This window comes from Geotoga petraea, from assembly GCF_900102615.1.
GTDB classification, from domain to species: Bacteria; Thermotogota; Thermotogae; order Petrotogales; family Petrotogaceae; genus Geotoga; species Geotoga petraea.
In genome coordinates, this window is sequence record NZ_FMYV01000003.1 from 102,816 (window position 1) to 129,159 (window position 26,344).

Annotated in this window: 24 protein-coding genes and 3 tRNA genes; 6 read left to right on the forward strand and 21 right to left on the reverse strand. The window is 29.5% G+C overall.

Features of this window, described 5'->3' with window-relative positions; genetic code table 11:
- Window positions 1-108: 108 nt before the first annotated feature.
- Both BLS00_RS04385 and BLS00_RS04390 read left to right on the forward strand, forming a co-directional pair.
- On the forward strand, window positions 109-687 hold the full coding sequence (locus BLS00_RS04385) for a hypothetical protein (RefSeq protein WP_091403142.1): 579 nt from the start codon (window positions 109-111) through the stop codon (window positions 685-687).
- Window positions 688-864: 177 nt separating this feature from the next.
- A complete protein-coding gene (locus tag BLS00_RS04390; RefSeq protein ID WP_091403143.1) occupies window positions 865-1,197 on the forward strand; it encodes a hypothetical protein in 333 nt (110 codons plus the stop codon).
- 15 nt (window positions 1,198-1,212) lie between these two features.
- Here BLS00_RS04390 and BLS00_RS04395 read toward each other — a convergent pair whose 3' ends face one another.
- Window positions 1,213-2,082 carry a pyridoxamine kinase gene (locus BLS00_RS04395; RefSeq protein ID WP_091403144.1) on the reverse strand — a complete coding sequence of 290 codons (870 nt, stop codon included), beginning with the start codon at window positions 2,080-2,082 and terminating at the stop codon, window positions 1,213-1,215.
- A gap of 180 nt (window positions 2,083-2,262) precedes the next feature.
- Between BLS00_RS04395 and BLS00_RS04400 the strand changes: the two genes are divergently transcribed.
- The 3 genes from BLS00_RS04400 (at window position 2,263) to BLS00_RS04410 (ending at window position 7,272) form a co-directional block, all read left to right on the forward strand.
- A complete protein-coding gene (locus BLS00_RS04400; protein WP_218119791.1) occupies window positions 2,263-3,552 on the forward strand; it encodes an HD-GYP domain-containing protein in 1,290 nt (429 codons plus the stop codon).
- A gap of 131 nt (window positions 3,553-3,683) precedes the next feature.
- Complete coding sequence (locus BLS00_RS04405) at window positions 3,684-5,297, forward strand: sensor domain-containing diguanylate cyclase (protein ID WP_167848916.1); 1,614 nt, start codon at window positions 3,684-3,686, stop codon at window positions 5,295-5,297.
- A 16-nt stretch (window positions 5,298-5,313) separates the two neighbouring features.
- Entirely contained in the window at window positions 5,314-7,272 is a 1,959-nt protein-coding gene (locus BLS00_RS04410) for a methyl-accepting chemotaxis protein (protein ID WP_091403149.1), read from the forward strand.
- A gap of 35 nt (window positions 7,273-7,307) precedes the next feature.
- Here the strand turns inward: BLS00_RS04410 and BLS00_RS04415 are convergent, their stop codons facing one another.
- The 5 genes from BLS00_RS04415 to BLS00_RS04435 form a co-directional block, all read right to left on the reverse strand.
- Window positions 7,308-8,177, reverse strand: a complete 870-nt coding sequence (locus BLS00_RS04415; protein ID WP_091403150.1) for a VIT1/CCC1 transporter family protein — start codon at window positions 8,175-8,177, stop codon at window positions 7,308-7,310.
- Between the two features lie 16 nt (window positions 8,178-8,193).
- On the reverse strand, window positions 8,194-8,778 hold the full coding sequence (locus tag BLS00_RS04420) for a DNA-3-methyladenine glycosylase (protein WP_091403152.1): 585 nt from the start codon (window positions 8,776-8,778) through the stop codon (window positions 8,194-8,196).
- 126 nt (window positions 8,779-8,904) lie between these two features.
- On the reverse strand, window positions 8,905-9,711 hold the full coding sequence (locus tag BLS00_RS04425) for an ABC transporter permease subunit (RefSeq protein WP_091403153.1): 807 nt from the start codon (window positions 9,709-9,711) through the stop codon (window positions 8,905-8,907).
- Window positions 9,708-10,580, reverse strand: coding sequence for an ABC transporter ATP-binding protein (locus BLS00_RS04430; protein ID WP_091403155.1), 873 nt, complete (start codon window positions 10,578-10,580; stop codon window positions 9,708-9,710). Before BLS00_RS04430 ends, BLS00_RS04425 begins: the two co-directional genes overlap by 4 nt.
- A gap of 118 nt (window positions 10,581-10,698) precedes the next feature.
- Window positions 10,699-12,384, reverse strand: a complete 1,686-nt coding sequence (locus BLS00_RS04435; protein ID WP_167848917.1) for a methyl-accepting chemotaxis protein — start codon at window positions 12,382-12,384, stop codon at window positions 10,699-10,701.
- A gap of 145 nt (window positions 12,385-12,529) precedes the next feature.
- Here BLS00_RS04435 and BLS00_RS04440 point away from each other — a divergent pair, with 145 nt between their 5' ends.
- On the forward strand, window positions 12,530-13,408 hold the full coding sequence (locus BLS00_RS04440) for a DegV family protein (protein ID WP_091403158.1): 879 nt from the start codon (window positions 12,530-12,532) through the stop codon (window positions 13,406-13,408).
- Window positions 13,409-13,437: 29 nt separating this feature from the next.
- On the opposite strand, the gene BLS00_RS04445 is transcribed toward BLS00_RS04440, so the two are convergent.
- The 15 genes from BLS00_RS04445 to glmU form a co-directional block, all read right to left on the reverse strand.
- Complete coding sequence (locus tag BLS00_RS04445; RefSeq protein WP_091403160.1) at window positions 13,438-14,451, reverse strand: DUF2804 domain-containing protein; 1,014 nt, start codon at window positions 14,449-14,451, stop codon at window positions 13,438-13,440.
- Window positions 14,452-14,472: 21 nt separating this feature from the next.
- Window positions 14,473-15,840 (reverse strand): sensor histidine kinase, encoded by a 1,368-nt coding sequence (locus BLS00_RS04450; RefSeq protein WP_091403161.1) that lies wholly within the window; start codon window positions 15,838-15,840, stop codon window positions 14,473-14,475.
- Entirely contained in the window at window positions 15,837-16,508 is a 672-nt protein-coding gene (locus tag BLS00_RS04455) for a response regulator transcription factor (RefSeq protein WP_091403163.1), read from the reverse strand. Before BLS00_RS04455 ends, BLS00_RS04450 begins: the two co-directional genes overlap by 4 nt.
- Window positions 16,509-16,671: 163 nt before the next feature.
- Window positions 16,672-17,244, reverse strand: a complete 573-nt coding sequence (locus BLS00_RS04460; RefSeq protein ID WP_091403164.1) for a hypothetical protein — start codon at window positions 17,242-17,244, stop codon at window positions 16,672-16,674.
- A 143-nt stretch (window positions 17,245-17,387) separates the two neighbouring features.
- Window positions 17,388-17,462 (reverse strand) — tRNA-Gly (locus BLS00_RS04465).
- A 7-nt stretch (window positions 17,463-17,469) separates the two neighbouring features.
- A tRNA-Leu gene (locus tag BLS00_RS04470) sits at window positions 17,470-17,554 on the reverse strand.
- A 21-nt stretch (window positions 17,555-17,575) separates the two neighbouring features.
- Window positions 17,576-17,651 (reverse strand) — tRNA-Lys (locus BLS00_RS04475).
- Window positions 17,652-17,776: 125 nt separating this feature from the next.
- Complete coding sequence (locus BLS00_RS04480) at window positions 17,777-19,027, reverse strand: NYN domain-containing protein (RefSeq protein ID WP_091403166.1); 1,251 nt, start codon at window positions 19,025-19,027, stop codon at window positions 17,777-17,779.
- 8 nt (window positions 19,028-19,035) lie between these two features.
- Window positions 19,036-20,460, reverse strand: a complete 1,425-nt coding sequence (locus BLS00_RS04485; protein ID WP_091403167.1) for an Rne/Rng family ribonuclease — start codon at window positions 20,458-20,460, stop codon at window positions 19,036-19,038.
- Window positions 20,461-20,560: 100 nt separating this feature from the next.
- Window positions 20,561-22,180: an HD-GYP domain-containing protein gene (locus BLS00_RS10720; protein ID WP_218119792.1), complete on the reverse strand. Its 1,620-nt coding sequence runs from the start codon at window positions 22,178-22,180 to the stop codon at window positions 20,561-20,563.
- 62 nt (window positions 22,181-22,242) lie between these two features.
- Complete coding sequence (locus tag BLS00_RS04495; protein ID WP_091403169.1) at window positions 22,243-22,680, reverse strand: hypothetical protein; 438 nt, start codon at window positions 22,678-22,680, stop codon at window positions 22,243-22,245.
- 13 nt (window positions 22,681-22,693) lie between these two features.
- Window positions 22,694-23,266 carry an aminoacyl-tRNA hydrolase gene (gene pth / locus BLS00_RS04500; RefSeq protein WP_091403171.1) on the reverse strand — a complete coding sequence of 191 codons (573 nt, stop codon included), beginning with the start codon at window positions 23,264-23,266 and terminating at the stop codon, window positions 22,694-22,696.
- 6 nt (window positions 23,267-23,272) lie between these two features.
- Window positions 23,273-23,932 carry a 50S ribosomal protein L25 gene (locus BLS00_RS04505; protein WP_091403172.1) on the reverse strand — a complete coding sequence of 220 codons (660 nt, stop codon included), beginning with the start codon at window positions 23,930-23,932 and terminating at the stop codon, window positions 23,273-23,275.
- A 28-nt stretch (window positions 23,933-23,960) separates the two neighbouring features.
- The gene (locus tag BLS00_RS04510) at window positions 23,961-24,890 is read right to left on the reverse strand and encodes a ribose-phosphate pyrophosphokinase (protein WP_091403356.1); all 930 of its coding nucleotides are present in this window, start codon (window positions 24,888-24,890) and stop codon (window positions 23,961-23,963) included.
- Between the two features lie 41 nt (window positions 24,891-24,931).
- Window positions 24,932-26,266: a bifunctional UDP-N-acetylglucosamine diphosphorylase/glucosamine-1-phosphate N-acetyltransferase GlmU gene (gene glmU, locus BLS00_RS04515; RefSeq protein ID WP_091403174.1), complete on the reverse strand. Its 1,335-nt coding sequence runs from the start codon at window positions 26,264-26,266 to the stop codon at window positions 24,932-24,934.
- Window positions 26,267-26,344 lie beyond the last annotated feature (78 nt).

The following is a 26,344-nucleotide window of genomic DNA, read 5'->3' on the forward strand; positions in this document are numbered from 1 at the left end:
TATTTTTTCAATAATTTAATCAAGCTAATAGCCTATATATAGTTATTAGGAAATATACATAAAAAAATTGTTTAAAATCATGATAAAATAGGTAGAGGAGGGATAAAAATGAATTTAGAATTAATCATTTTAACTGGTATTTTCTTTGTTTTGCTTATAATTCTTTTTGTATCTATGATGATTTTGAGTAATTTTAAAAAAGGTATAACAAAATACCCTTTGTTCTTTTATGATAGAGTTTTTTATAGTGAAACTGAAAATACACCTCCAAAAGAATCACTTTATTTTGCAAATTTGGGGAATGAAATGTTATACAATGTTTTGCTTTTTTATAAAGTGGAAGGTAAGATAAGATACTCTTTTAAAAGGGTTGTTCCAACAGTTATAACAAAAGAAAACGTAAAATCATCTATGGAAAAAAGAGTTATATATGCAACAGATAAAAACAGTATGAATTGGCTTGATGAACAGATATCCAACTATGCCTATCCCTCCGAAACACAAAATATAAACGATTTTTTGACTATAATGAAAAAAATATACGGTAAGAGCTATTTTAAAAAACTAAATATTGAAGAAGATCTTGTTTATGCAGTGTTTACCAATACTGAGGACGATATTTTTCTGTTGAGCAAAAGCATTAAAGATAGAACAGGAAAAACAATCAAGATAAAAGATATAAAATGAGGTAGCCTTGGCTACCTCATTTGTTTAGTGTGAAGTTTATAAATTGTGTTTATTATTATCCTCAAGCGCTTTTATCCAGCAAAATTAAATTCTCCAATATTTTTTCATTAAATTATAATACTATTAAATTACCTCTGTTATAATTTATACGACTAAAATCATAAAGGAGAGTTTTATATGGAGAACGGATTAATCAAGATGTGGAAAGCAGTTTTAATTTTGGTTTTAACCGCATTTTTAGCTGTAGGTGTTTTGAATATAATGGCTGGGCAGATTCTTTTTTCTTTTGTTTTTATTTCCAGCTCAGTCATAATTTTTTATGCACTTTTTATGCTTTTTACTGAAAGACTCCCTATGCTTAGTTCTGCAGAAAGCAACCCTTTGTTTTTTGGATTGACTTTTATTATCATGATTTTAGGGGCTAATTTATTTTTCCTTGGATTTGCTTATACATGGTTAATATGGATAGCTGGAATTATAAGTTTTTTGTATACAATTTTAAAAAAGTGAGCTTTTTTAAAAAGCTCACATTAATTCATATGATGAAATCATTACAGGCATTTTCAAATGATTTAAAACCTTCTCCAATAAAACACCTTCTATTTGAGGATAATCGTGTCCATAGCTTTGCCTAATTGCAGCTGTGATGAAATTTACCCCTCTGTCTATAGCAATTGGTAAAGAGTCTCCGCTCAACAAACTACCAACTAAAACACTTGTAAACATATCACCAGTTCCGGGGTAAAATGCAGGTATATACTCACAGCTTACTTTCCAATATTTATTATCTTTTTTATTGTAAGCCACTACCGCAGTTTCTTTTGTTTCATCTTTTTCAGGAACACTTGTCATAACTACAATATCTGGACCCATATCAGATAGTTCTTTTAACCACTTTTTGATCTCTTCTTTCGTAATTTCAAGATTGTATTCCTTTCCCAATAAGTAACTCGCTTCTGTATAGTTGGGGGTTATTATATCTGCATTTTTTATAAAACTTTTCATACTTTCGACCATTTTCTTGTTCATCGTATCATAAAGCTTGCCGTTATCAGCCATAACAGGGTCAATAACAACCAAAGTATCATCGTCTTTAAAGTCCTTAATAAACTTTGTTATTATTTCTATTTGTTTTACTGAACCCAAAAATCCCGAATAAATAGAATCAAATTTCAAATTTAATTTTTTCCAGTGTTCTATGTAAGCCGGCATGGAATCTGTTAAATCCACAAACGTGTATCCATCATATTCTGTGTGAGTTGATAAAACTGCCGTTGGAATAGCACAAACTTGAATTTCCATAGTAGATAGAATTGGAGTTACAACTGATAAAGAAGCCCTTCCAAAACCTGATAAATCGTGTATAGCGGCTACTCTTTTTATTTTTCTATTCATATTAAGACCTTCCTTTTGAAAACGATATTTTGAACAAATACATTATATAATATTTTATTTAAAAAGAAAAATATAGAGTTAACTCCATTTCAAAATAAAACTTAATGTTTCTAAATATTTTCATATAAATACTAAACACTTCAGAAGTATTATATAGATAGATTATGTATGGAGGCTGTTATGATAAATTTCATTTTAATTATTTTTTTTATAGTAGTTTTAATTTTAACCATATTTTTGTTTATATCAAGAAGTAAAATACAAAAACAAGCGAGGGATTTGAGGTATAAGATAAAAGAGATCAAAAGCCACGAAGAAGAACTGGAAGAAATGAACAAGGACTTGGAGGAGTATTCCCAAGAAAACAATCAACTCAGTGAAAAGCTATATCTTCTAATAAACATCCTTTCAGATTTGAATAACAAGAATTTGTCTGTGAATAAGTATTATGATAAGTTGCTAAAAACTATTTTGTTTTTAGTTCCTGAAGCAAAATATGGAAGTGTTTCAATAAGTGATGAAAAAGGATGGAGATTTTTATCAACAGTTGGGCACGATATTGAATACTTGAATAAATTAGACTTGAAAGCAAGTAACAAAATAATTTCTAATGAAGTTAAAATATATGATAATTTGCTTGATAGACTGGGGAAATTCATGGACCGAGAAACACAAAAGAAGTTTGGATTTGGTACGAAACCGATTAAGAGCTCTTTGATTGGGTCAATAGATATAGAAGATGAAATAAACCTTTCTATAAGTATTGATATTCCGTATTTTTCTAAAGAAAATTTTGATAATAACTCAAAAAAAATATTGGAATCTTTTTTGAATTTGGCGTCTTCGTATTTAAATCAAAAACTTGAAGGAGATAAACTAAAAAGAGCATATATTAAGTTCACCAATAAGTTAGCTATGATTGCCGAAGGATATGACGACATAACGGGGACTCATATATATAGAGTTGGTAAATTATCAAAACTTTTGGCTAAAAATATGGACATACCAGAAGAAAAAATCGAAGAAATAGAGGTTTTTGCACCACTTCACGATATAGGGAAAATATTTGTTCCCCCAGAAATCTTGAAAAAGCCTGGGAAATTAACTGAAGAAGAGTTTGAAGAGATGAAAAAACATACCATTATGTCCAAAAAACTTCTTGATTCAAAATATTTTAAAACTGCTCAAAATATTGCAATGTATCATCATGAAAAATACGATGGGAGTGGATATCCTTTTGGGCTAAAAGGAGAAGAAATCCCAATAGAAGCCCAAATTGTTTCAATTATTGATGTTTATGATGCGTTAAGGAGTAAAAGGCCTTACAAAGATGGTTTCTCCCATGAAAAAACCATGAAAATTATTACAAATGGCGATAATAGAACAAAAACCTCACACTTTTCACCAGAAATTTTAGAAGCGTTTTTAAAAGTGGAAAAAGAAATAGAAAATAAATGGGGAATATTATAGGAAGTGTTTAAATGGGAAAAAATAATTTCAATAAACCTAAATATATTATTGTGTATGGTTTTATTGTGTTATTGATAATAAATCTTTTTTTTATCTATACATATAATTACTATAAAGATGAGAAAATACAGATGAAGAAAGATGAATACACGATGTATGTTGAAGTATTTGAAAATAAATTAGAGTTTTTTTTCGAGGATACTTTAAATAAATTAGAAGAATTAAAAATAGAAAAGTTATTATCTGGTGAAGAAACTATAAGATTACAAAATACAAATTTTACTTCTTTAATAATAGATAGACAAGGTTTAGTTATTAGCAGCAACGATAAAGACTATATAGATAGAAGTTATTCTACATACAATTTTTTTAAAAATACCCTTAGAAACAATACAGATGTTTCCAGGATATCTTTTTTAAAAGAAGAAGAAGGGTATATATTTTTTTCAAAATTAAAAAAATATAAAGAAAAAGAATTTGTTGTTTCTCTATTATTCAAAGAGGATGTTTTACTTGATTTTGTTTCCAATAAAGATGAATTAGTATTAATTTCTGAAGATGGGAAATACATAGTAAGACCAAATTATTTGACAGAATTCATAAAAGCAGTAGATACACACGATGAATTCTACAAAAAAGTGATGGGCAACGATGGGTACATATTTGAAAAGTTTAAAAAAGCAAAGTATGACACAATGATAGGGCTTGGTAAAAAAGTTAAATTCAGTAATTATAGTGTGAATATAATTTATCAAAATTACGAAGAAAAAATAGTCGAAGGTGATAAAAATTATTTAGAAATTTTGTTTTTTTCTCTTATAATAATAAATTTATTTCTTATTATTTTGATTTTTAATATATATAAAAATACTAAAAATGCCCTTGTTGTGAGGCAAAAATTGAAAAATGAATACATTTTTTCAAAAACGATTTTAGACACTATCGAGAGTATAGTTTTAATCACGGATAAAAAAGATAATATAAAAAGTGTAAACAAGGCTTTTGAAAAAATAGTGGGATATACTCAAGAAGAGGTTTACGGGAAAAATATCAACCGCTTTTTGTACAGTCTCAACAGTAAAAAAGTTTATTCTAATTCGGAAAAATTAATAGAAGTTTCTTGGATAACAAAGAATAAAAAAGAATTGCACACCACTTTAAACAAATCATATCTTTATGATTCAAATGATAAAATTTATAACATCATATATTCGGGATTGGATACAACAAAACAAATAAAATATGAAAAAATATTGAAAGAAAAGGCAACAAAAGATCAAATGACTGGTTTATTTAATAGAAACTCTGGAATAGATTATTTGAAAACATTAATAAAAGAAAACTCTGTTGATAACCATATTTCTATTGCTTATATAGATTTAGATAATTTGAAATTGATAAATGATAAATATGGCCACAATGTTGGTGATTCGTATATTGTAACCATATCTGAGATTCTAAAAACATCGATAAGAGAAAACGATTATGCAGTGCGTATGGGAGGAGACGAATTTATGCTTATTCTTCCTTCATGCGGGTATGAAGATGCAGAAAATATTGTTTTTAAAAAAATAAGAAATAATATATCAATTAAAAACAGGGAATTATCAGCTGAGAATAAACCTGCAATAAATATAAGTTATGGAATAAGCGAATATAAAGATAAATTATACAAAAACATAGATAGTTTTATAAGTAGTGCAGATGAAAAAATGTATAAAAATAAAAAGATGAAGAAAAATTAATTTAGGAGGATTATCATTGAAAAAACTCAGTCAAAAGATCACCATAATTTTTTCTTTAGTTTTGGTAATATTTTTTGTATTTATTTTCGTAATTACAAACTCTCAAAATACGAGCATAGCCACAAATTTGATACAATCTCTTAGTCAAGAAGTTATTAAATCAAGATCTGAGCAAATATCAACCTATCTTGAGGGAGTAAAAACAGATTTAAGAAAATATGTTGATGCAAGTTGGTTGATGCAGGATGCAGCAATTTTAGAAGATTGGGGAATGATAGAATACGAGTTTGAAGAAACATTGAAAAATAACGAAGAAAGATTTTATGATGTTTTCATTACGGGAAAGGATAAAGAGGGTTGGTCAGTAATTGATGGAGAAAAAGATTATTCTGATAAACCTTTTTATAAGAGTATCGTTGAGCAGGGGAAAGACTTTTATATTAGTGATCTCACAAAAAATGAGAGGAACGAGGAAGGTTTTTACGTTGTACTGAGTTTAAATGATGTTCAAGAGGGAACAAAAAAATTGTTGGGGTCTTATGGTGTTTTTATTAAATTTGATCCTATAGAAAATATATTAAAAGAAATTAGTATAGATGGAGAAGGTTTTGGCACAATAATAAATAAAAATGGTGAAATGATGTACACTGAATCGGAAGAGACAATAGATTTTGATGCCAAAACTCTGGATCAAATTTATAAAACAGATTATGATTTAGCATATTCCGGAGAAAAAGTTTTGATACATGGAAGTATAAACAATACACCAAATTGGAAGTTAATACTTATTATGGATAAAAATATATTGTTTAGAGGTGTAAATGATTTAACCAACATATTAATGTACACATTTTTCTTTGCTATTATATTATTCATATTTATTTCCGTTATAGTTAGTGGGGTTATTTCTGCTCCCCTTAGAACAATATCAAAAAGTATCCATGAATTTAAAAATGGTAATTTAAGAACTAATTTTTTGGTAAAATCAAAAGATGAAATTGGAAAAATTGCAGTTGAATTACAAGATATGGGGAGAAATTTATCAGAAAATATGAAACAAATAAAAACCATATCAAATGAGATAAAAGGTAATTCGAGTGATTTTCACAATATTTCTAAGACATTGACATCAAATTCCTCTACGATAAGTGAAGAATCGGAGAATATAAGTGGGAAAATATCAAATTTTAAGATTTCTATAGATGAATTAAAAGAAAATTCTTACGATATTTTAAAAACCTCTAATGAGTTGCAGAGCTTTTCAAAAGATTTAAAAGATTATTCAGAAAAAGTAGGAGAACTATCGGATAAAGGAGAATTAAATTTAAAAGAAACTGCCAGTATCTCTCAAGAGGCTGTAAAAGATATAAAGGTAACTTCTGAGTCTGTTAATGAGTTAATAAAACATGCTTTAGAAATTGAAAAAATCTTAAATACTATAAATACAATTACCGAGCAAACTAATTTGTTATCACTGAATGCTTCTATTGAAGCTGCCAGAGCTGGAGAAGCGGGAAAAGGATTTTCAGTAGTTGCCGGTGAAATAAGAAAACTCGCCGATCAAAGTAAAAATGCTACAGAAGAAATTTCGAATATCTTGAAAGATGTAAAAAATTATTCAGAGGATTCAAAGATAGCCACTCAAAAATCTCAAAAGGCTATACAACATTCTTCAGACAATTTAGATAAAGCACAAAGACATTTTAAAGAAATATCTTCAGAAGTCAAGTTTTTGGATAATATGATATCTAAGATGAAAGATATATCAGTTTCTCAAAACGATAAATCCATATCATTGAAAAATATCTCCGAAAAGATATACGAAGAAACAGATTATCTAAAAAAAGAAATCGATAATATCCATGAAATTTCAAAAGATGAAAGAAATCTTTCATATAAAATCAATAAAGATAGCTCGAAGTTATTGGAAATATCAAAAAAATTAAAGGATATCACAGATATTTATAAAATATAAAAAAAGCGGCCCAAAATTTTTGGGCCGATGTTTTTTTAAATATCTACTCCAAAAAAGATTCTTACAAGATAACCAACTAAGAATGAGAATACTGCAACCCCCATACTTATTGCAAACATTTCTAAGAATCTTTTTTTAAAAGAAAGATCTTTTGCAATTGCTATATAAAAATTAAAAAATACAATTACAAGTACTGCAACAGCTAAGGTTACTATGAGAGAAATGAAGTATTGACTAATTAACAAATAAGGTAACACCAAGAGAGTAACTGTCACAATATAAGCTAATCCGGTATATAAAGAAGATTTAAGAGCATCTTCATCACCGTCAGATTTTTTTGCTAAGTATTCTGAAGCAGCCATTGAAAAAGAGGCAGCTATACCAGTGATTAGACCAGAAATAGCTATTAAATTTGTATTTCTCAATGCAAATGTTAAACCGGCTAAAGTGCCTGTTAATTCTACTAATGCATCGTTTAATCCCAAGACAACTGAGCCAACATAATTTAATCTATCATCATCTATCATTGCTATAAGTTTACTTTCATGATCGTATTCATCACTAATAATCTCTTTTACGCCTTCTATTTTGTTTGTTATGTCTCCATAAACATCTTGTGCTTGTTCTTCTCCCTTTTCTAAGAGTTTAATTCCAAAGACTAAACCAAAAACAACACTGATAAAATAAAATAAATAAACTTTAAAATAATTAGGAGAAATTTTTTTACCAGATACATCCTCCCAAAAATCGTAATGTTTCTTTTCATCATCTGCGATATCAGAAAGAACTTGTTTATTATTTTCATCTTTTACTCTTTTTGATAATTTTTCATAAATACGGCATTCTGTAATTTCATCTTTTTGGAATTGATGGATCTTTTTATAATCGCTTTTAGTTAATTCCATTTTTTTTGCCCCTCCACTATTTTTTCGATATAAATTTGTTGCCTTTTATATAAAATCTCCATAATTTATTTGCGTATTCTCCGGCATAATCTATGTTTATTCTTTTTGAAGCAACTATTTCGTGATTTGATAAGTTATCTTGTATATAAAGAACACTATTATTTAAAAGGTCTATACCATCTAAGGATGTATCGATATCAAGTGCTTGACATAATTTTCCAGGACCGTTTGTGAGGTCTTCGACCTTATTTGATTTAATTTTTCTATTCATCCTAATATATTCGATTTCGTTTAAAGGCTCTACAGCTCTAATCAAAACAGCTTCTGGTTTATCTTTTTCAGAGCAAACAATGTTTAAGCAATTGTACATCCCATAGATTAGGTAGATGTATGCGTGCCCACCTTCTTTAAACATAGTTTCTGTTCTTTTGGTTCTTTTGTTGTTGTAAGCATGAGAGCCTTTGTCTTCAGGTCCCACATATGCCTCAGTCTCTGTTATCAAAGAGTTAATTATTCTTCCTTCCACTTTTCTTACCAGCATCTTGCCAAGCAGATCTTTGGCTAAAGTAACTGCATCTTGCTTGAAAAAATATCTATTCATAAATTCCTCCTATTATATATTTTAACATCTTTTAATTATATAAGATTTATCAATATGTTATAAAAATAATACAAATATTTACAATCATCAAAAAAATAACAACCAACCTTTTCAGGCAAGCTGTTATTATATATTAATATCTTTGTTTTTGAACAAATAATAGGAAAAATAGTATATACCGAGTGAGATAAGTATGATTATTATTGAATTAATCCAAAAGATTTTTTCTTCTAAAACAGTTTCCGTTAATGGAATATAATGAAATATACTAAAATATTTTATCCAGCTTGTCGCATCTATTATGTTTGCCATCGTATCTCCAAAAGACATGAAGATTAGAATGGCAAAAGAAAAACCCATGTTTGAAGAACTGTTTTGTGTTAAAATACTTATTATCACTGATAGTGACGAGAAGAATATTTGAACTGTAAAAGAATATATCCCAAACCCTATTAATATTTCTGGATTGTATTCATATTCCATAAAAATCGCATACATTGAAACTACTGAAATAGTAAATATTATGTTTAAAAAAAGAATATTTATAATTATGTTAATGAACTTTGTTATGTATAGTGTAGACCTACTAATTGGCTTTACACATAGATATTCTATGGTCCCTTTCTCGTATTCTCTGGCAAAAACATTACTTATTAGCATTGTTGCGAAAACTGCGCCCAATATGTACACAAAACTCATGCCTTCTGAGCCAAATATTCCTTCTGGTTTTGTAAACACTTGCTCGTTGAAATTAAAAGATTCAAGAAGAAATCTTGGCATGTTATTGATAAATTTTAACAAATCTCCTGATTGAGAGAGAAGTTGATTACTAATAGGTATATACATACTTGTAAATAAAACGAACAATAATGTCCATAATATCGAGCTTTTATATGTGAATTTAATTTCTTTTTTCAACAAGTTGAAGTTCATTCTTCATCACTCCTGTAATAATCAATGAATATTTCTTCAAGAGAAGGCCTTTTTATTTCTATGTCTTCATATGTGCAACTGGATAAAATATCAAAAAATTTGTTCAAATTTTGGTTTTTTACAAAATAAGTTATAAAAGAATCTGTTTCTTCCTTTATTTCAAAATCTTTAAATTTATTTTTGTCATCAAGCTTATAGATTGATATGGCTTTTTTATACATTTTTGATAACTCATCTATAGTGTTTTCTTTGATTATCTTTCCTTTTTTTACTATACCAACTCTATCACAAATTTTTTCAACTTCTGAGAGTATATGAGATGAAAAAAGAATTGTGGCACCTCTTTCTTTTTCTCTTTTTAAAATGCCGTACAATTTTTGTTGGAGTAAAGGGTCGAGACCGTTTGTTGGCTCGTCAAATATTATATAATCAGGCTTATGTATAATAGCCTGGATTATACCAACCTTTTTTTTGTTTCCCATAGAAAGCTCTTTGAACTTTTTGTTTGTTTCAAGTTCCAATAATTTTATTAGCTCATTTTCATATTCTTTATCTATATTTTTATAAAATCTGTCGTTGAAATCAAAAAAATCCTTAACTTTCATAGTTTCATAGAAGTTGACTTCTCCAGGTAAATAACCTATTTGATTTTTAATCTTTTTCAAGTCGTGTGGTATTTTTTTACCTCCAATTGTGATTTCACCTTTATCAATGGAAATCATACCCATCATAGCTCTGATAGTAGTTGTTTTACCGGCACCGTTAGGACCTATCAGACCATATATTTCACCTTTTTTTATTTTAAAACTAATGTCCTCTACACCAAGGTATTTTCCATAATATTTTTTTATATGTTCTACTTTGATCAAACCAATAACCTCCTTATTCTGGAGTTAATAAAAATATATAATCCTTATGAATTTTAACAATTTTATGTTTCCAAAATATAAAAAGGAGTGGAAATCCACCCCTTTGATTATTAATAAATTATATATCGTATTGACTGATTGATTTTTTTAAACTGTCAGACAAATCTTTTAATTCATCAGAATGTGAAGCAACACTTTCAATATTTTTAACCTGTTGCCCCATAGCTTCGTTAATACCATCAATTTTGTTTTTCATTTCTTCCATCGCTTCTGAAATGGAGTTCATAGTTCCACTTATTTCTTCTGTTGATGCTGATTGCTCTTCACTTGAAGAAGTTAAGTCCTCTATCATAGTGTTCATCTGCAATACATTAGAATTGATGTTCTTAAACTTATTTTCTATTTCTCGGAAATCTGTATTAACTTTTTCAATCATATCTTTGGTTTTATTTGAAACATTTTTAGCTTTTTTAGCGCCACTTTTTACATTGTTCAATATCTTTGCGATTTCTTCCGTTGCGGATTGACTTTCTTCTGCCAGTTTTCTTATCTCATCTGCAACAACGGAAAACCCTCTACCAGCTTCGCCAGCCCGAGATGCTTCAATAGCTGCATTCAAAGCGAGTAAGTTAGTTTGTTCAGTAATAGAATTAATAGTTTCTAAAATTCTTCCAACTTCTTCTGCGCTATTTGAAACTTCAGTTGAAGTTTTTTCGTTTTCTTCAGCTTGCGCAACAGTTTCTAAAATAATTTTACCAGAAGCAGTAACAATATCTGTGCCATTGTTTGCAATTTCCGCTGTTTCATTTGATTTTTTGGATAGTTCTTGTGCAGCCTTTGCTATATTTTCGGAACTTGAACTTATTTCTTCTATAGCAGCATTTATTTCGTTTACATTAGTTGAAACTTCATCGGTTTGATTACTGAAATCACTCAAGTCATCCAATACATTTCTTATGTATTGTCTGGATTGGTTGCTTATTTCTTTCATTTCATTTGAAGATTTATTTAAAAATTCGCTCTGTTCTTTAATATGAATTATAGATTCTCTCAGATTTTCTGTCATATCCTTGAGAGCACCAGCCATGTTGCCAATAGAATCTTGAGTCTTTTGTTTAAATCTAACTTTTAAATTTCCTTTTCCAAAATCTATTACTTGGGAGGATAAATATTTTAATGGGGAAGTTATTCCCCTGTTTATATAAAAAAAGAAGAGAATTGAACCTATGATTGCTATAACTATAGAAATAATTAGAGAGGTCCATATAGTTGATACTGCTTGGTTCTCTATATCTTGGTTATCAAATCCCATGAAGAATACTCCAACAGTTCTTCCATTATTTGTAAGTTCTGAATAAACTGATCTATAAAGAGTTCCAAAAAGTTCAGAATCAGTATAAATTACGCTCTCATTCTGTACTCTATTATACAAATCTCTATTTAAATTAGTGTTGAGTACCAAATCGCCATTTTCATTTTTGATTGTTGTTGCAATTCTTTTATTTCCAACAAAAAAAGTGATATCTGCATTAGTTATGTTTTTCAAATTATTAACTATTTGTTGGTTTCCAGAAATCTTTATTTCACCTTTGTAAAGTTCACCATCTTGGATGTTCCAATCTCCAGGCATTTTTTGATCTATTACTTCTGTAGTTAATTTAAACACACTTTCAAGGTTATCGTCTCTCAAATCAGTTGCTATATTCAATATAGTGTTACTATAAAGGGCTACAACAATACTTATAGAAGCTATCAAAAAAACTACAAAAAAAAGTATAAGTTTTTGTCCTATTTTCAGATTCATATGGTCCCCCCTTAATTTTATAATAATATTCAACTTTATCATATATTATATGAAAGAAAAAGTCAATTTTTTGAACTGGTTATTTTATTTTTGATTATAAATTGATATAATTATATTGACAAAAAATTTATCAAGGGGGATTTTTATGAATAAAATAGCACAGATCGTTGATTTTGCAAGCAATTTACCAAAAGAAATTTCTGAGAAATATAACATTGTTAAAATTCCTTTTTACATTACGTTTGATGGCGAAGATTATCTTGTTCAAGGAAAGGATATATCAGATGAAGAATTCTATAACAAAATGGCAGAAAACCCTAACAAAGTTCCCAAAACAGCGGCACCTAATTCTGAAGATTGGTTCAAAGCATTTAAAGAAAAGTATGATAAAGGATTTAAAGAGTTTATAGTTACAACAATATCAAACGAATTATCTGCGAGTTACCAAAACGCTTATATAGCAAAAAACGATTTCACCAAAAAATATGAAGATTCAAAAATAACTTTAATAGATACTCGAACTTGTACGTGTGGACAAGCGGCATTGGAAATAAAAATTGCAGAATTGATTAAAAAAGGGGTAAAATCTTTTGAAGAAATATCCAAAATAGCTAAAGAATCTGTCAAAAAGACTACCACAATATTCAGTGTGAAAACATTGAAATATATGAAAGCCGGTGGAAGAATAGGTGGAGCTACAGAGTTTGTCGGCACTCTTTTGAATATAAAACCAATAAGTGAATTTGTGGATGGCGTTGTTAAACCTATAAAAGCGGTTAGAACAAGGAAAAAATCCTTAGATAAAATGGTTGATATAATAGTAGATAGAATAAAAGACCCTAAAAAAGTAATTCTCTGTACAAGGAGTGCTATGTTTGAAGAAGACGAAAATTATATGGTGGAGAAATTGAGAGAAAAATTGAATTATGAAGGTGAAATTTATTCTGGTATGTTGGGGGCGGTGATTGGTGCACATTCTGGCCCAGGTGCTATAGGGATAGGGTTCACTGAATTAGAAGAATAAACAAAAGGCATCTTAAGATGCCTTTTGTTTTACCATTTTGCGAAATGTTCTTCTGAACACCCGGGTAATTTATTTATATAGATTTTGTTGTTATATTCATCTTTGATATATCCAGAAAAATAGCCAATCATTTGGTAGATGTTGGATTTTATAATTACAAAGTTTGTTTGAGCATGTCTCTTATATACAGGAGTAAAAGTCAAATCCACTTTGTCGGTTTCTTTTGTTTTTAGCTTCCAAGGTTTTATCAAATCGTTTTTATCATAAGAAAAAATAACCTCTTCACTAATTTTAATCAAGTTTCCATCTATTACTACGGCGTTTTCTGTCATACCAGTGTTGTCTGTCCACTTTGCTCCTAAGTTTAAGCCTATTCTTTTATCTTCTGAATGTCCTCCAGCATTTGCCCAGTTCCAACTGATTTTATAAGGCCAAACACCTCTACCAAAATCAAGCGTAGCAAATGAAAAATCTTTTTTTAGTATATGCTTCTTATCATCTAATCTGATAAATCCTTCGCAAGCTAACCCTTCTTGTTTTGAAGTAAATTGAAAATGTTTTTTATCCCAAGGTATTACAACATTGAGAGTGTCGTAATCTTTTGGTTGATAAACTGTCAATTCTGCCTTAAAATGTTTTGAATCAAAATCATTTGTTTGTACTTCTATTTTTGTTTTTTCATTTTCGTAAATCATCTTTATTTTCATTTTATCGTTATCAAAGATTGTATCAGAATACACTTCATTGCTAATTTTTACGTCTTTACCAAATAATGTTGTAATTGTTTTTTCAGCAAAATATCCAGTATTAAAATCATAAAAATATATAAAAGCCATACCAGCATAGTCAAGATCGGTTATAGTAACAGAAAAAAGGCAATCGTCATTAATAAATGCCCAATAGTTCCATCTTTTCTTTCTGAAAATATGTTTCTTTAGATTTAAATTAAATATAGGACTTCTAGACCATCCTACACTTTTTTCGTTTAAATTCCCTTTTTCATCACATAAATTTACATTTTTCTTTATTTCTTTTTCTGTCATGAAATCCCCCCAAGAAATAGATTATCTTTCAATTTCTATGTAGAATGCAACACCATTTTTCTCATTTTTAGCATAAATTTTACCCCCATAAAGATTTACAATTCTTTTCACAATTGCCAAACCAAGTCCATTTTCACCCTTTTTACCTTTTTCATAAGCGAAGAAAATATTTTCGAAAATATTTTTTTCGATTTTGGGGCCGTCGTTAAACAATCTTATCACTATTGAATTGTCTGTTTCTTCCAAATTTATTTCTATTATATTATTAGCATATCTTACAAAATTTTCTAATATATTTTCAAAAATAATAGTCCATTGCTCTTCATTGGCTTTAATTTCAACATCTTCTAAATCAATATTCCATTTGATATTTTCGTTAAAATCTTTGAATCTGTCGTAAACGTCAGTTATGATATTTTTTAAATTTAGTTTGTTTTGATCTTTCTGATAACCAGATATATATTTTAGCTTTGAAAATAAAATCATGTCTTTTATCCTTTTTTCTAAAAGAAGACTTTCTTTTTCTATTACGTCTAATGAACTTTCTAAATCGTCTTTTGGAAAAATTCCATCTTTGATAGACTGTGTATAGCTTCTCATGATCATTATAGGTGTTTTGAGCTCATGAGAAATATATTGTAGTGAGGCTTCTTGTGATTTGTCATTTTCAATTAACTTTTTTCTCATTTTTTCTATAGATTCAGCTAAAGACCCTATTTCGTCTTTTCTATCGATTTCAACCTTTTCTTCCCATTGTCTCTTTGCTATTTTGTTCACAACTTTCTGTAATTTTATTAAAGGGGTGGAAAGCCTTTTTGAAAATAGAGCTGCAAAAAACATTGATACTATCAATGGAATCAAAGAACCAATTAATAATTGTTTAAAAAGAGTGTTTTCGAGTTCAACTTTATATTCATTTGGTAGGTAAGAAACCAAATAAAAACTGCTATTGTTTAAGTCAACTTCTCTGATTTTATAGTATATAACTTCATTGTTGGACGGGACTTTGTATTCGCCTTTAACTTTATCTGATTTAATATTTTCAACTATATTTTCAATAAATCTTGTATCTTGATTTATTCGATTCATACCCCGCATATTAACTATATTCATATTTTTATCCATTATGATGTGTTCTACGCTTCTTATTTCACGTAAAAGCTGACTCTCTGATGTATCTTGTCTTGAATTCATCATGTTCATAATACCAATTCTACCAGTTTCCACCACATATTTTTGAGCAGCTTCAATGTTATTGTAAGTTTCGTTGGTAAAAAAGTTTCTTAAAGCTATTCTATTTATAGTCCAAATAGAAATCAAAGTTATTAAAATAGCTACAGTGAAATAGAAAATTATCTCCCAAAAAAGAGATCTCTTTTTTATCTTCATTTTTTAACCATCCTATAACCATATCCATAAATTGTTTCTATCCCAATATCTGGCATTTTTTTTCTTAGCCGTCGAATCAAATCGTCGACAACCCTTTCAGAACCGTAATAATCATAACCCCAAATTTTTTCCAGAAGTTTTTCTCTTGAAAATGCATTATTAGCATTATTTGCAAAAAAAGCAATCATATCAAACTCTTTGGATGTTAGATCAATTTCATTATTTTTTTTATCTAACACCTTTCTTTTTGTAAAATCTATCGTATAGCTTGATATATTTATGTTTTCATCATTTTCAGTAAGATTATGTGTTCTTTGAAGGATTCTTTTAGCCCTTATAACAAGTTCTCTTGGTAAAAAAGGTTTTGCTAAATAATCATCACTTCCCATATCCAGACCAACAACTCTATCGATTTGTGCATCTCTTGCAGAAATAAAGATAACTGGTGTGTTAGGCGTTTTCTGTTTAATCTCTTTTATTATTTCATATCCATCTATATCTGGTAGCATAATATCCAAGATCCAGAGGTCTGGTTGTTCATCTATAGAAGATATAGCAGAGTCTCCATCATAAAAACTTTTGACTATCCAATTTTCTTTTTTTAAATATGAAGTTAGAACTTTGTTTAAATCTTCTTCGTCTTCTACTAAAAAAACTTTTATATCCATAAAAACCTCCTCTTAGTTAAAATGCTATGCAATTTAACTTCCAACTGAATTTGTGAAACAATTTTTCACCAGTTTCTCCAACAGAAATCTCCGATTTCTAATTATTCATTTTGCAAAAAAAGCCACTTTTTCAAGTGGCTTATATGTTTATTATATAACATTTTTATTCAATTTCTTCAGTTTCAAAATTATCTATAGTTTCTCTCATTGTATTAACAATTCTTTCTAAAATTTCTTTTATTTCTTCTTCATCATTTTGTTGATATTCAGACATCAATTCAGAATACATTCCTCTAAGCTCTAAACTGTTATTTATTCTATCTCTAATTTGTATAGGATCATCATTTGAAAAATCTCTTGTTCTTAGTTGAGTTTGTTGTTCTTCTCTTAATTGTAGTATTTCTTCTTGAAGAGAATTAAAATCCTTTGCTAACTCTGGAGAATATTTATCAATTAATAGTTCTAAAGTAACCATAGTATTTTCTCCTGCGTTTCTGAAACCATTGTCAAAACTTCCCATATTTCTTTGAATTGGCATCCGTCTGTTCATAGGCATCTGATTTCTGTTTTCAGGCATTCTTTTGTTATATCCATTCTGTAGTTGGTTGAAGTTATCTTCTTGGTAATAACCACCTCTTGTATCTGGGTTAGCCTTTGTGTTGTACCCATTTCCTCCAAAAGCAAAAATACTCAATGACAATAATCCAATAACTGCTACTAATAAAATCTTTTTCATTTTTACTACCTCCTCTTATTTTTGATTACACTAATATTGTAGTTTTTAAGTATAAAAGAATAATCAAAAATTTGTGGGAAATTGTGTGATAAATATTGTAAATTAACAAAAAAAACTCCAGACTTTAATAAGTCTGGAGTTTATGGAGCGAAAGACGGGATTCGAACCCGCGACCCCTTGCTTGGCAAGCAAGTGCTCTACCACTGAGCTACATTCGCAAATTCATGGTGCGCGAGGTGGGAGTTGAACCCACACGGATCACTCCACTGGATTCTAAGTCCAGCGCGTCTGCCAATTCCGCCACTCGCGCAATCCGAAATTCATAAAAAAATGGTGACCCGCCTGGGATTCGAACCCAGGGCCCTTTGATTAAAAGTCAAATGCTCTGCCATCTGAGCTAGCGGGTCACATGAATGTGATTTGGTATCTGTATTCATTCGATAACCGTAAATAATTATAACTGCTCTCCAAGATTTTGTCAAGTTACAAGTTGTAACGACTTTCTTAAAATTCTAATTTAATCAATAATTGACTATCTTTCATATTCAGGGATTCTTAAATCGCTATCAGTTTTCATCAATAAAGGATAGACAATATCATTTCTTTTGATGTATCCAACGGCTATTACACTTTTATCATTTGCTATAATAAAATCATAAAATCGTTCTTCATCTGATTTGCCGTATATTTTTTGTTCGATTAATACTCCGTTTTTATTATTTATTCTTATAAAACCATTGTAATCAGGCCATTTTTCTACAGAAAAACCACCCATATATAAATTATCATTGTCTAAAACCATAGAAGTAATTCTCGATAGATTTTGAATGCTGTGACTGTCAAATTTAAGCGTTTTTATTTCTCCATTTTCTTCCAAATTTTTTATAGATTTGAAAAAAAAGTTTTGCCAAGTTGTTTTTCCGGAAGGGATTGAATAGCCCCCCACATATACGTATCCCTCTTTATCTATTATGATAGAGGCAGGATATTCATCATAATATTGATCTCCGTATTCTCCTTGGAAATTTCTTATACCGTCAGTGCTATATCTCAAAAACAATAAATCTTTTTGTTTTCTTGGGTTGGAATTTGTATTTCCCACAGTGTAAATTTGACTTCCAAACAAAAATGCATCTAAAAGTTCTTCATCATCAGATCTTCCATAGGTGTCTTCCCATATTTTAGTACCAACCTCATTTATTTCCAGTATATATGATTGTTTATTATTCTCAGTATATTTATAACCACCTATTAGGTATCCAGTAGATAATGGTTTAATAAAGCTAAAAGAACCACCAAAATTGTATACTTCTGACCATAGCTTTGACCCTGATTCGTTTATTGAAAGTATATAAGGTTTATTTTCCTTTTCGCCTACAAAGTTGATGACATTGTTAAAATAAGTAAGATCATAAAATCTTACATTACCTTTTTCTATCACTCTTTTTGATAAAACATTTCCAGAAATATCTGTTTCAAACAAAATGTTTTCTCCTGCATTGTAACCCAATATGAAATATTTATCATCTTTAAATTTAATTATTTTTGTGAAAACTACTCCTGGTTCGTCTATCTCTGTAAAGTAAGAGTATTTACTTTTTATTGGGACAGTTCCTTCTTGGTTTATATACTCATTAAAAGATGTACCATTTGCATTTCCACTGGTTACCAAATATTCTAAATTCGAATCTGGCCCTGTCAGTGCCAAGATAATATTCAAAATAAATACAAAAACTACTATCAACCCACTTGATAAAAATATGTATTTCACTATTTTTTTCATTTTATCACCTATTTTTTAAATCTGATATTGTAAGAGTTTGGATCATTCCAATTGAATTCAAAATTTATTTTTATGTTATTTTTAGTTTCTAATTCTTTTCTCACCTCTGGAGTTACATATCCAGACAGATTATGGTAAACGCTAATTATCAGTTCTTTTATTTCATGATCTTTTAGATCACTTAATGAATCCTCTATATCTTTTATCATTCTATTGTATATAACTGCTGGGGCTGCAACTCTTCCAGTTCCATGGCAAATAGGGCAAGGAGAAAAAACCAATGATTCTATAGCTGCACTTGTTCTTTTTCTCGTAACCTCTAAAAGACCTAAATGTGTGAACCCAACAATGGTAACCCTTGCTTTGTCTTTTTTACTTTCTTCAGTAATTATATTTATTATCTTTTCTCTGTGTTTAGGAACGTTCATATCAATAAAGTCTATTATTATCATTCCAGCAAGGTTTCTTAATCTCATCTGCCTTGCTATTTCGTAAGCTGCTTCTTTATTAGTTGAAAAAGAAGTTTCTTCAACATTTTTCCCTTTTACGTTACTTGCTGAATCAACATCTATGACTGTCAATGCTTCTGCTTTATCTATAGTTATAGTACCCCCAGATTTTAGAGGTATTTTTCTTGCAAAAATGTCTTCTAATTGTTCATATATATTTTTGTAGTTAAACGAATCTCTATCGTATAACTCAAGTGCAGGTTTTTGTTCGAATTCTGTCAAGATATTTTGTATTTTATTGTATAGATTCCTCGAATCGACGACTATTTTTACTGTTTTATTGTCCATTCTTTCTCTTACAATGTATTCAACAAAATCTTCTTCAGAATAGAGTATATCTGGTTTGCTTGTTTTGTTGAATTTAATTACAATATCCCTCATCAAATTTCTCAGCTGAAGGACTTCTTCTTCAATTGTTTCTCTGTCAACTCCCTGACAATTCGTTCGAAATATCAAACCTTCTGTTTCGTAAATAACGTCTTCTGCAATTTCTCTTATTCTATCTCTTTCGTCTTGGTCTGTTATTCTTCTTGATATACCAATACTACCCTCTCCATATGGCATGTATACTACATATCTACCGGGAAGGTTTATTTGCATAGATAGTTGAGGACCTTTTCTATTTGTTCCATCTTTTCTGACTTGAACTAAGAGCATGTCTCCTTTTCTGTACTCATTAGGTAGTCCAACAAGATCTTTAAACCTTAAAAATCCGTTTTTTTTCATGCCTATATTAACAAAAAAGGCCTCAAGACTTTTCACTTCATTTTCTATTCTACCTGAAAATATTTTTCCTGAATTTCTATCTGCTTCCATATCTTCAAAAAATATCTCAGATAATTCGTCTCCTTCTAATAATGCAACCCTAACTTCCTGATCAGAATCAGAAAAAACAAGGGTTCTTTGTATTTTTTCTTGCTGCATATTTTATCCCCTTTGTAATCTTTTCAATGATAATTCTACCACAATTATTTACGTGTTTAAGGAAAAATTAAAAAAATGTAGACGTTTTTACGTCTACATTCTAATTTTTTTCATATATTTCATATATACTTTTAAATTCAAGGTGATTTTCTTTAAATATTTTTAGTATTTTAGGGTCAAAATGTGTTGGCTGAGTTTTTATATCTCCTTCCACTATTATTTTATAAGCTTCTTCGTGTGATAAAGCAGGTTTGTAAGTTCTTTTGCTTCTGAGAGAATCATATACATCAGCTAAAGCAACAATTCTTGCTTCAAGCGGTATATTTTCACCAGATAAACCATAAGGATAACCAGAACCATCGAATTTCTCATGATGGTATAAAGCTATATTTTTAGCAAAAGAAAATTCGTCATCTTCATCCAAGATTTCTGCAGCATAAAGAGTGTGTTTTTTCATCTCTTCGTACTCATCAATAGTCAAACGTCCTTCTTTGTTCAATATTTTTTTGTCGATCATCAATTTTCCGAGGTCGTGAAGAGGAGAATAATAAAATATATTATTTGTAAAAAAGCTGTCTTTACCCAATTTTTCAGCTATTAATTTTGAATAATCTGCTACTCTTTCTATATGTTTCCCTGTGATATCGTCGTATTTTTCAGCTATTTTAGACAATTTTTTAGAAAAAGCAATATAAGAACCTTCTAATTTGTTGTATGTAAGTTCTAACTCTTTGTACAAATTTTCCAGTTCGTCGTTAGAAGACGAAATTTCTTCATATGAAGCGCTTAAATTTTCAATTAATTCAATAAATTCTCTGACAGCCAGTTCCTCTACTTCTCTCAATTCCTTAAGTTCTTGAAATTCATAATTTTTGTTTTTAATTTTTTCTAAAATTGAATCAAATTGAACTTCGGGTATGATTTTCATGCTTTGGTCATCTAACAATCTTAATTCATTAAGTAAAATTTCAATGGATTCTATCATGTCTTCGTATTCGTCCTCAAAATTTTGTAAAAGTTTCACAGTTTTTTTCTTAGAATTTAGATTCCATATAATCATAGCCAAGGTTATAATTGAAGCTATAAAAAGAAAATATACTTGTAAAGTAATATTCAAAGAAGTTACTACTTTTATACCGCCATAACTATTTTTGTCATTCAAATAAAAATTAAAATCAGAGAAGGTTAAATGATTAATGTCATTATATTTCATATTCTTTTTAAAAATTCCGTTTGTAAGAATTCTCCCATTTTTATCAAATGAAGAAAATAGAACGCTTTCATTATTTAATTTCAATGATTCCATTTTAATTTTACTTAGAGAATAACCATCACTAAAACGCGATGCCAAATAAATTTCATCTTTATTTGAATATAGATAATAATCATTTCCATTAAAAGTGAATGGATCAATCTTTTTCTCTTCTAAATTATTTGGTATTGTTTTAATTATATTCATGTTTAGATCATAAAAATATACTTCTGAGAAAAATGATTCAAGGCTTTTATATTCTGAATATTTCTTAGCGCTTGATAACTTTTGCCTGTAATCTTCTACAGTTTTTTCAAAATTTTCTAAATTATTTGAAGAAACTGTACTCAAAGTAGTAGAAAATATGGCAAGCACTAAACCCCAAAAAATTATTATGGCAGCAACTAAAAAATAATTCTGTAAGGATATATTTCTTACAGTTCTTTTAAAAATTTGTTTAAACTTCATATTATACTCTCCCAAGAAAAATTGATAATGAAAATTATTTCACACAATTTTATTATAACATATCACTTGATAGATTTAAAAAAATCTATTAATTTTTTAAGCCTTTTTATTCTTAAATTATCTTCAAAATTTTGGGCCTTGTCTAATGAAAATTCTAAATATTTTATATTTCTATCTATGGAAGTTTTTTCATTTCTTTTCATGCTGAATTCATCTGAAATAAATGTAGATTTTAAAATATTTAAAGGTAATTCAGTAACGATTCTTTCATGATAAGGATCAAAAATTATTTTGTTATAAGCTTCTTTACTAACGATTCTATCTCCAAAAGAATTGATTATTTTCATTTTTTTTGAAGAAGTACTTGAGAGCTTATTTAGATGGTTTTTTTGGACTTCTTTGAAACAGTTTTTACAATATTCAATATGCTTAACTATACCGTCCTCTATTATTGTCTGTTGTATATCAGAATCTTTAGAGTTACACAAATTACAAGCCAAAATGCTACACCTCTTATATTAAAAAATCACCATTATATTTATTCATGCTTTTTTCTAAATTACCTTCTAAAATCATGCCAATCGCATTTGATACTTCATCTAAAATTTTATACAAATCGTAAATTTCTTCTTTTGAAAATTTTGACAAAACGAAATCAGCCAAATCAATATAATCTGGCTTCTTTCCTACACCTATTCTTATTCTTGGGAAATTCTTGGTGCCTAAAACCTTAATTATACTTTTCATACCATTGTGCCCGCCATCTGAGCCAGTTGGTCGGATTCTAATTTTTCCAAAGTCTAAAGCCACATCATCATATATAACGACAATGTTTTCAGGATCTGTCATTCCATATTTCTTAAACAGTTCAGGGAAAATTTGTCCACTAAGGTTCATATAAGTCATAGGTTTAACCAGGATAAAGTCGTTAGTTTCTAAAGCCTCAAAAGTTCTACCAGAAGTTTTTTTAAAATCTATAAATTTGTTGTTCTCAACATATTGATCAATACCTAAAAAGCCCACGTTATGTCTTGTAAAGACATAACGTGGACCGGGATTACCTAATCCAACAATTATTTTTTTCATTTATAATTATTCTTCTGTTTCTTCTTCTGAAGATTCTTCGATTACTTCAGGTTCTAACAATTCTTCTTCAGCTTCGGCTTCAGCTTCTAATTCTTCGATTGATACTCCTGGTTTTGTTATAGTTACTAATAGTTCATCGTCTTCTAATAAGTAGTGGGCGCTTTCGGGTAATTTATCTTTTATGTCTTTAGCGAAAATATGATCGTTGATTTCTAAGTCAGAAATATCAACAACAATTTTTTCTATAACGTCACTTGGTAAGATTTCAACTGGGATATCGTGAACTAATACGTCTAACACTCCACCGTCTCTTTCTACACCAATAGGAGTACCTTCTACTTCAAAAGGAATATGCAATGTCATTACATGTCCTTCTGATGGAACATAGAAGTCACCATGAATAGGTTTATCGGAAACTTTATGTCTTTGAATAGTTTTTAAGAATGTTGTAATTTTTTCTTTTCCTTCGATATCTATTTCGATTATCGTTGTTTCACTAACGTGATCTAATAAAGATTCGAATTCTCCAAAAGGAATTGCAACATGTCTATTTTTTTCAAGCCCAGGTCCGTAAACTTCTGCAGGGATGTATCCTTCTCTTCTCCAAACGTTTGCTTTTTTCTTTGTGTCTCTTTCGACTACTTCAAGATTAAATCTTCTTGCCATCGTCTTATACCTCCTAAAAATATTTTATTTATCTAAACAGTATACTTACTGAAAGATTTTTTCTGATTCTTACCACGGCTTCTCCAAATAATGGAGCTACGGATAGAATTTTAAATTTGTCAGGCAATTTATCATGATATATTGTATCAGTTACTATGATATTACTTAACTGTGAATTTTGCATTTTGCTTACAGCATCTTTTGATAATATGCCATGAGTGGCACATGCAGTGACTTCTTTAGCTCCTGCATTTAAAAGGGCTTCAGTTGCACCTATAATAGAACCGCCTGTATCTATTAAATCATCAAAAAGAATACATTTTTTGCCTTGAACTTCCCCAATAACATTCACTATTTCAGCAACGTTGTCTTTTGGTCTTCTTTTATCCAAAATAGCTAAAGGAGTGGAAATCTTTTCAGCAAATTTTCTTGCTCTTTTTACCCCTCCAACATCTGGAGAAACAACTATATATTCTTCAGGGTCCATTTCTAAATCTTCTGTAAAATAATCTGCAAATACTGGGAAACTCCATAGATTGTCTAACGGGATATCAAAAAAACCTTGGATTTGTTCAGCATGTAAATCAATTGTGACAACTCTGCTTGCACCCGCTGTTGTCAACAAATTCGCCATTAACTTTGCAGTTATAGGGTCTCTTCCTCTTGCTTTTCTATCTTGTCTCGCATAACCATAATATGGCATTATAACTGAAATAGATGCTGCAGAAGCTCTTTTTAAAGCATCTATCATAATCAACAATTCCATCAAGTTTTCATTTACAGGTTGTGAAATAGACTGAATTAAATAAACATCATATCCCCTAACAGTTTCGTTGATTTTGACATTAATTTCTCCATCAGAAAAGGTAGTTACCTCACAATCACCTAATCTTGTACCCATATATTCAACGATCTTATTAGCTAATGCAGGGTTTGAATTACCAGCAAAAACTTTCATTTCTGAACGCCCGACTAATGACACGGCTAAACTCTCCCTTCTCACTTTTTGAATTTAGACTTCCCTTCTTTTATTACTTGCTTTGCACGTCCAAACGCCAAAGAATTTTTAGGTATATTTTTAGTGATAACAGAACCAGCAGCTACAGTCACATTTTCTCCAATTGTAACTGGTGCAACTAAAGAAGAATTGCTTCCTATAAAAGTTCCATTTTCTATTTTTGTTTTATGTTTATTAATTCCATCATAGTTACAGGTGATGGTTCCAGCACCAATATTAACCCCTTCTCCAATCTCAGCATCTCCAAGATAGGTTAAATGTTGTGCTTTTGAACCTTCGTGAACATTTGCTTTTTTAGTTTCAACATAGTTTCCAATCTTCACTTTATCTTCTAATATAGTACCAGTTCTAAGTCTGGCAAATGGTCCAACAGAAACATTGTCTTTCACAATAGCTTCTTCACATTCTGACCTAATTATATTTGAATTATTTCCAATTTTAGAATTTTTTATTCTTGTCATAGGACCGATGATACAATCTTCACCTATTTGGGTAGCACCGTAAATATAAGTTTGAGGATAAATTATCGTGTCAATTCCAATTTGTACGTCGGGTGAAATATAAGTTGACTCAGGATCTATTATTGTAACTCCATTAAGCATTAATTCTTTTAGCTTGTTTTCTCTGGCTTTTCGTTCTAATTGAGATAGTTGAATTCTGTTGTTAACACCAGTTACCTCTGTAATATCCTTTATTTTGTGGGTTTGGACTTTTTTAAAATGTAAAAATGTATCAGGTAAATAGTACTCTTTTTGAACGTTGTTGTTGTTAATCTTTTTAAGAGCTTTTTTCAACTCATCAATATTGTAAACAGCTATTCCACTGTTAATTTCTTTAATGTTTAATTCTTCATCGCTACAATCTTTGTGTTCAACAATCTTTTTAAAGTTTCCGTCACTATCTCTGACTATTCTCCCATAACCTGTTGGATCATCTAAATCAACGGTTAATATCGTTGCAGAGTTTTTGTTATTTCTGTGTTTAGATATAAGCTCTTTCAAAGTTCCTTCTGAGATGAGTGGAACATCTCCGTATAATACTAAAAGTTCTTCTCCTACTAAAAAATCTTCTGCAGACATGACTGCATGTCCAGTACCCAGCATTTCTTTTTGTTCAAAAATCTCTATGTCCTTATCTACAATGGTTTTCACGTTTTCTATGCCGTGTCCTAAAACAACTGCAATTTCAGAAGTAAGTTTTTTAGAAGTATCTATAACCCAATTTAACATTGGTTTTTCCAATATTGAATGCATAACTTTTGGCATTTTGGACTTCATTCTTTTGCCCATCCCAGCTGCCAGTATCAAAATTTTCATCAATACACCCCCATATTAACATTTTTATCTGTATTTAAAGTTACCATATAGTAGCGATAAGTTAATATGTTTTATAGC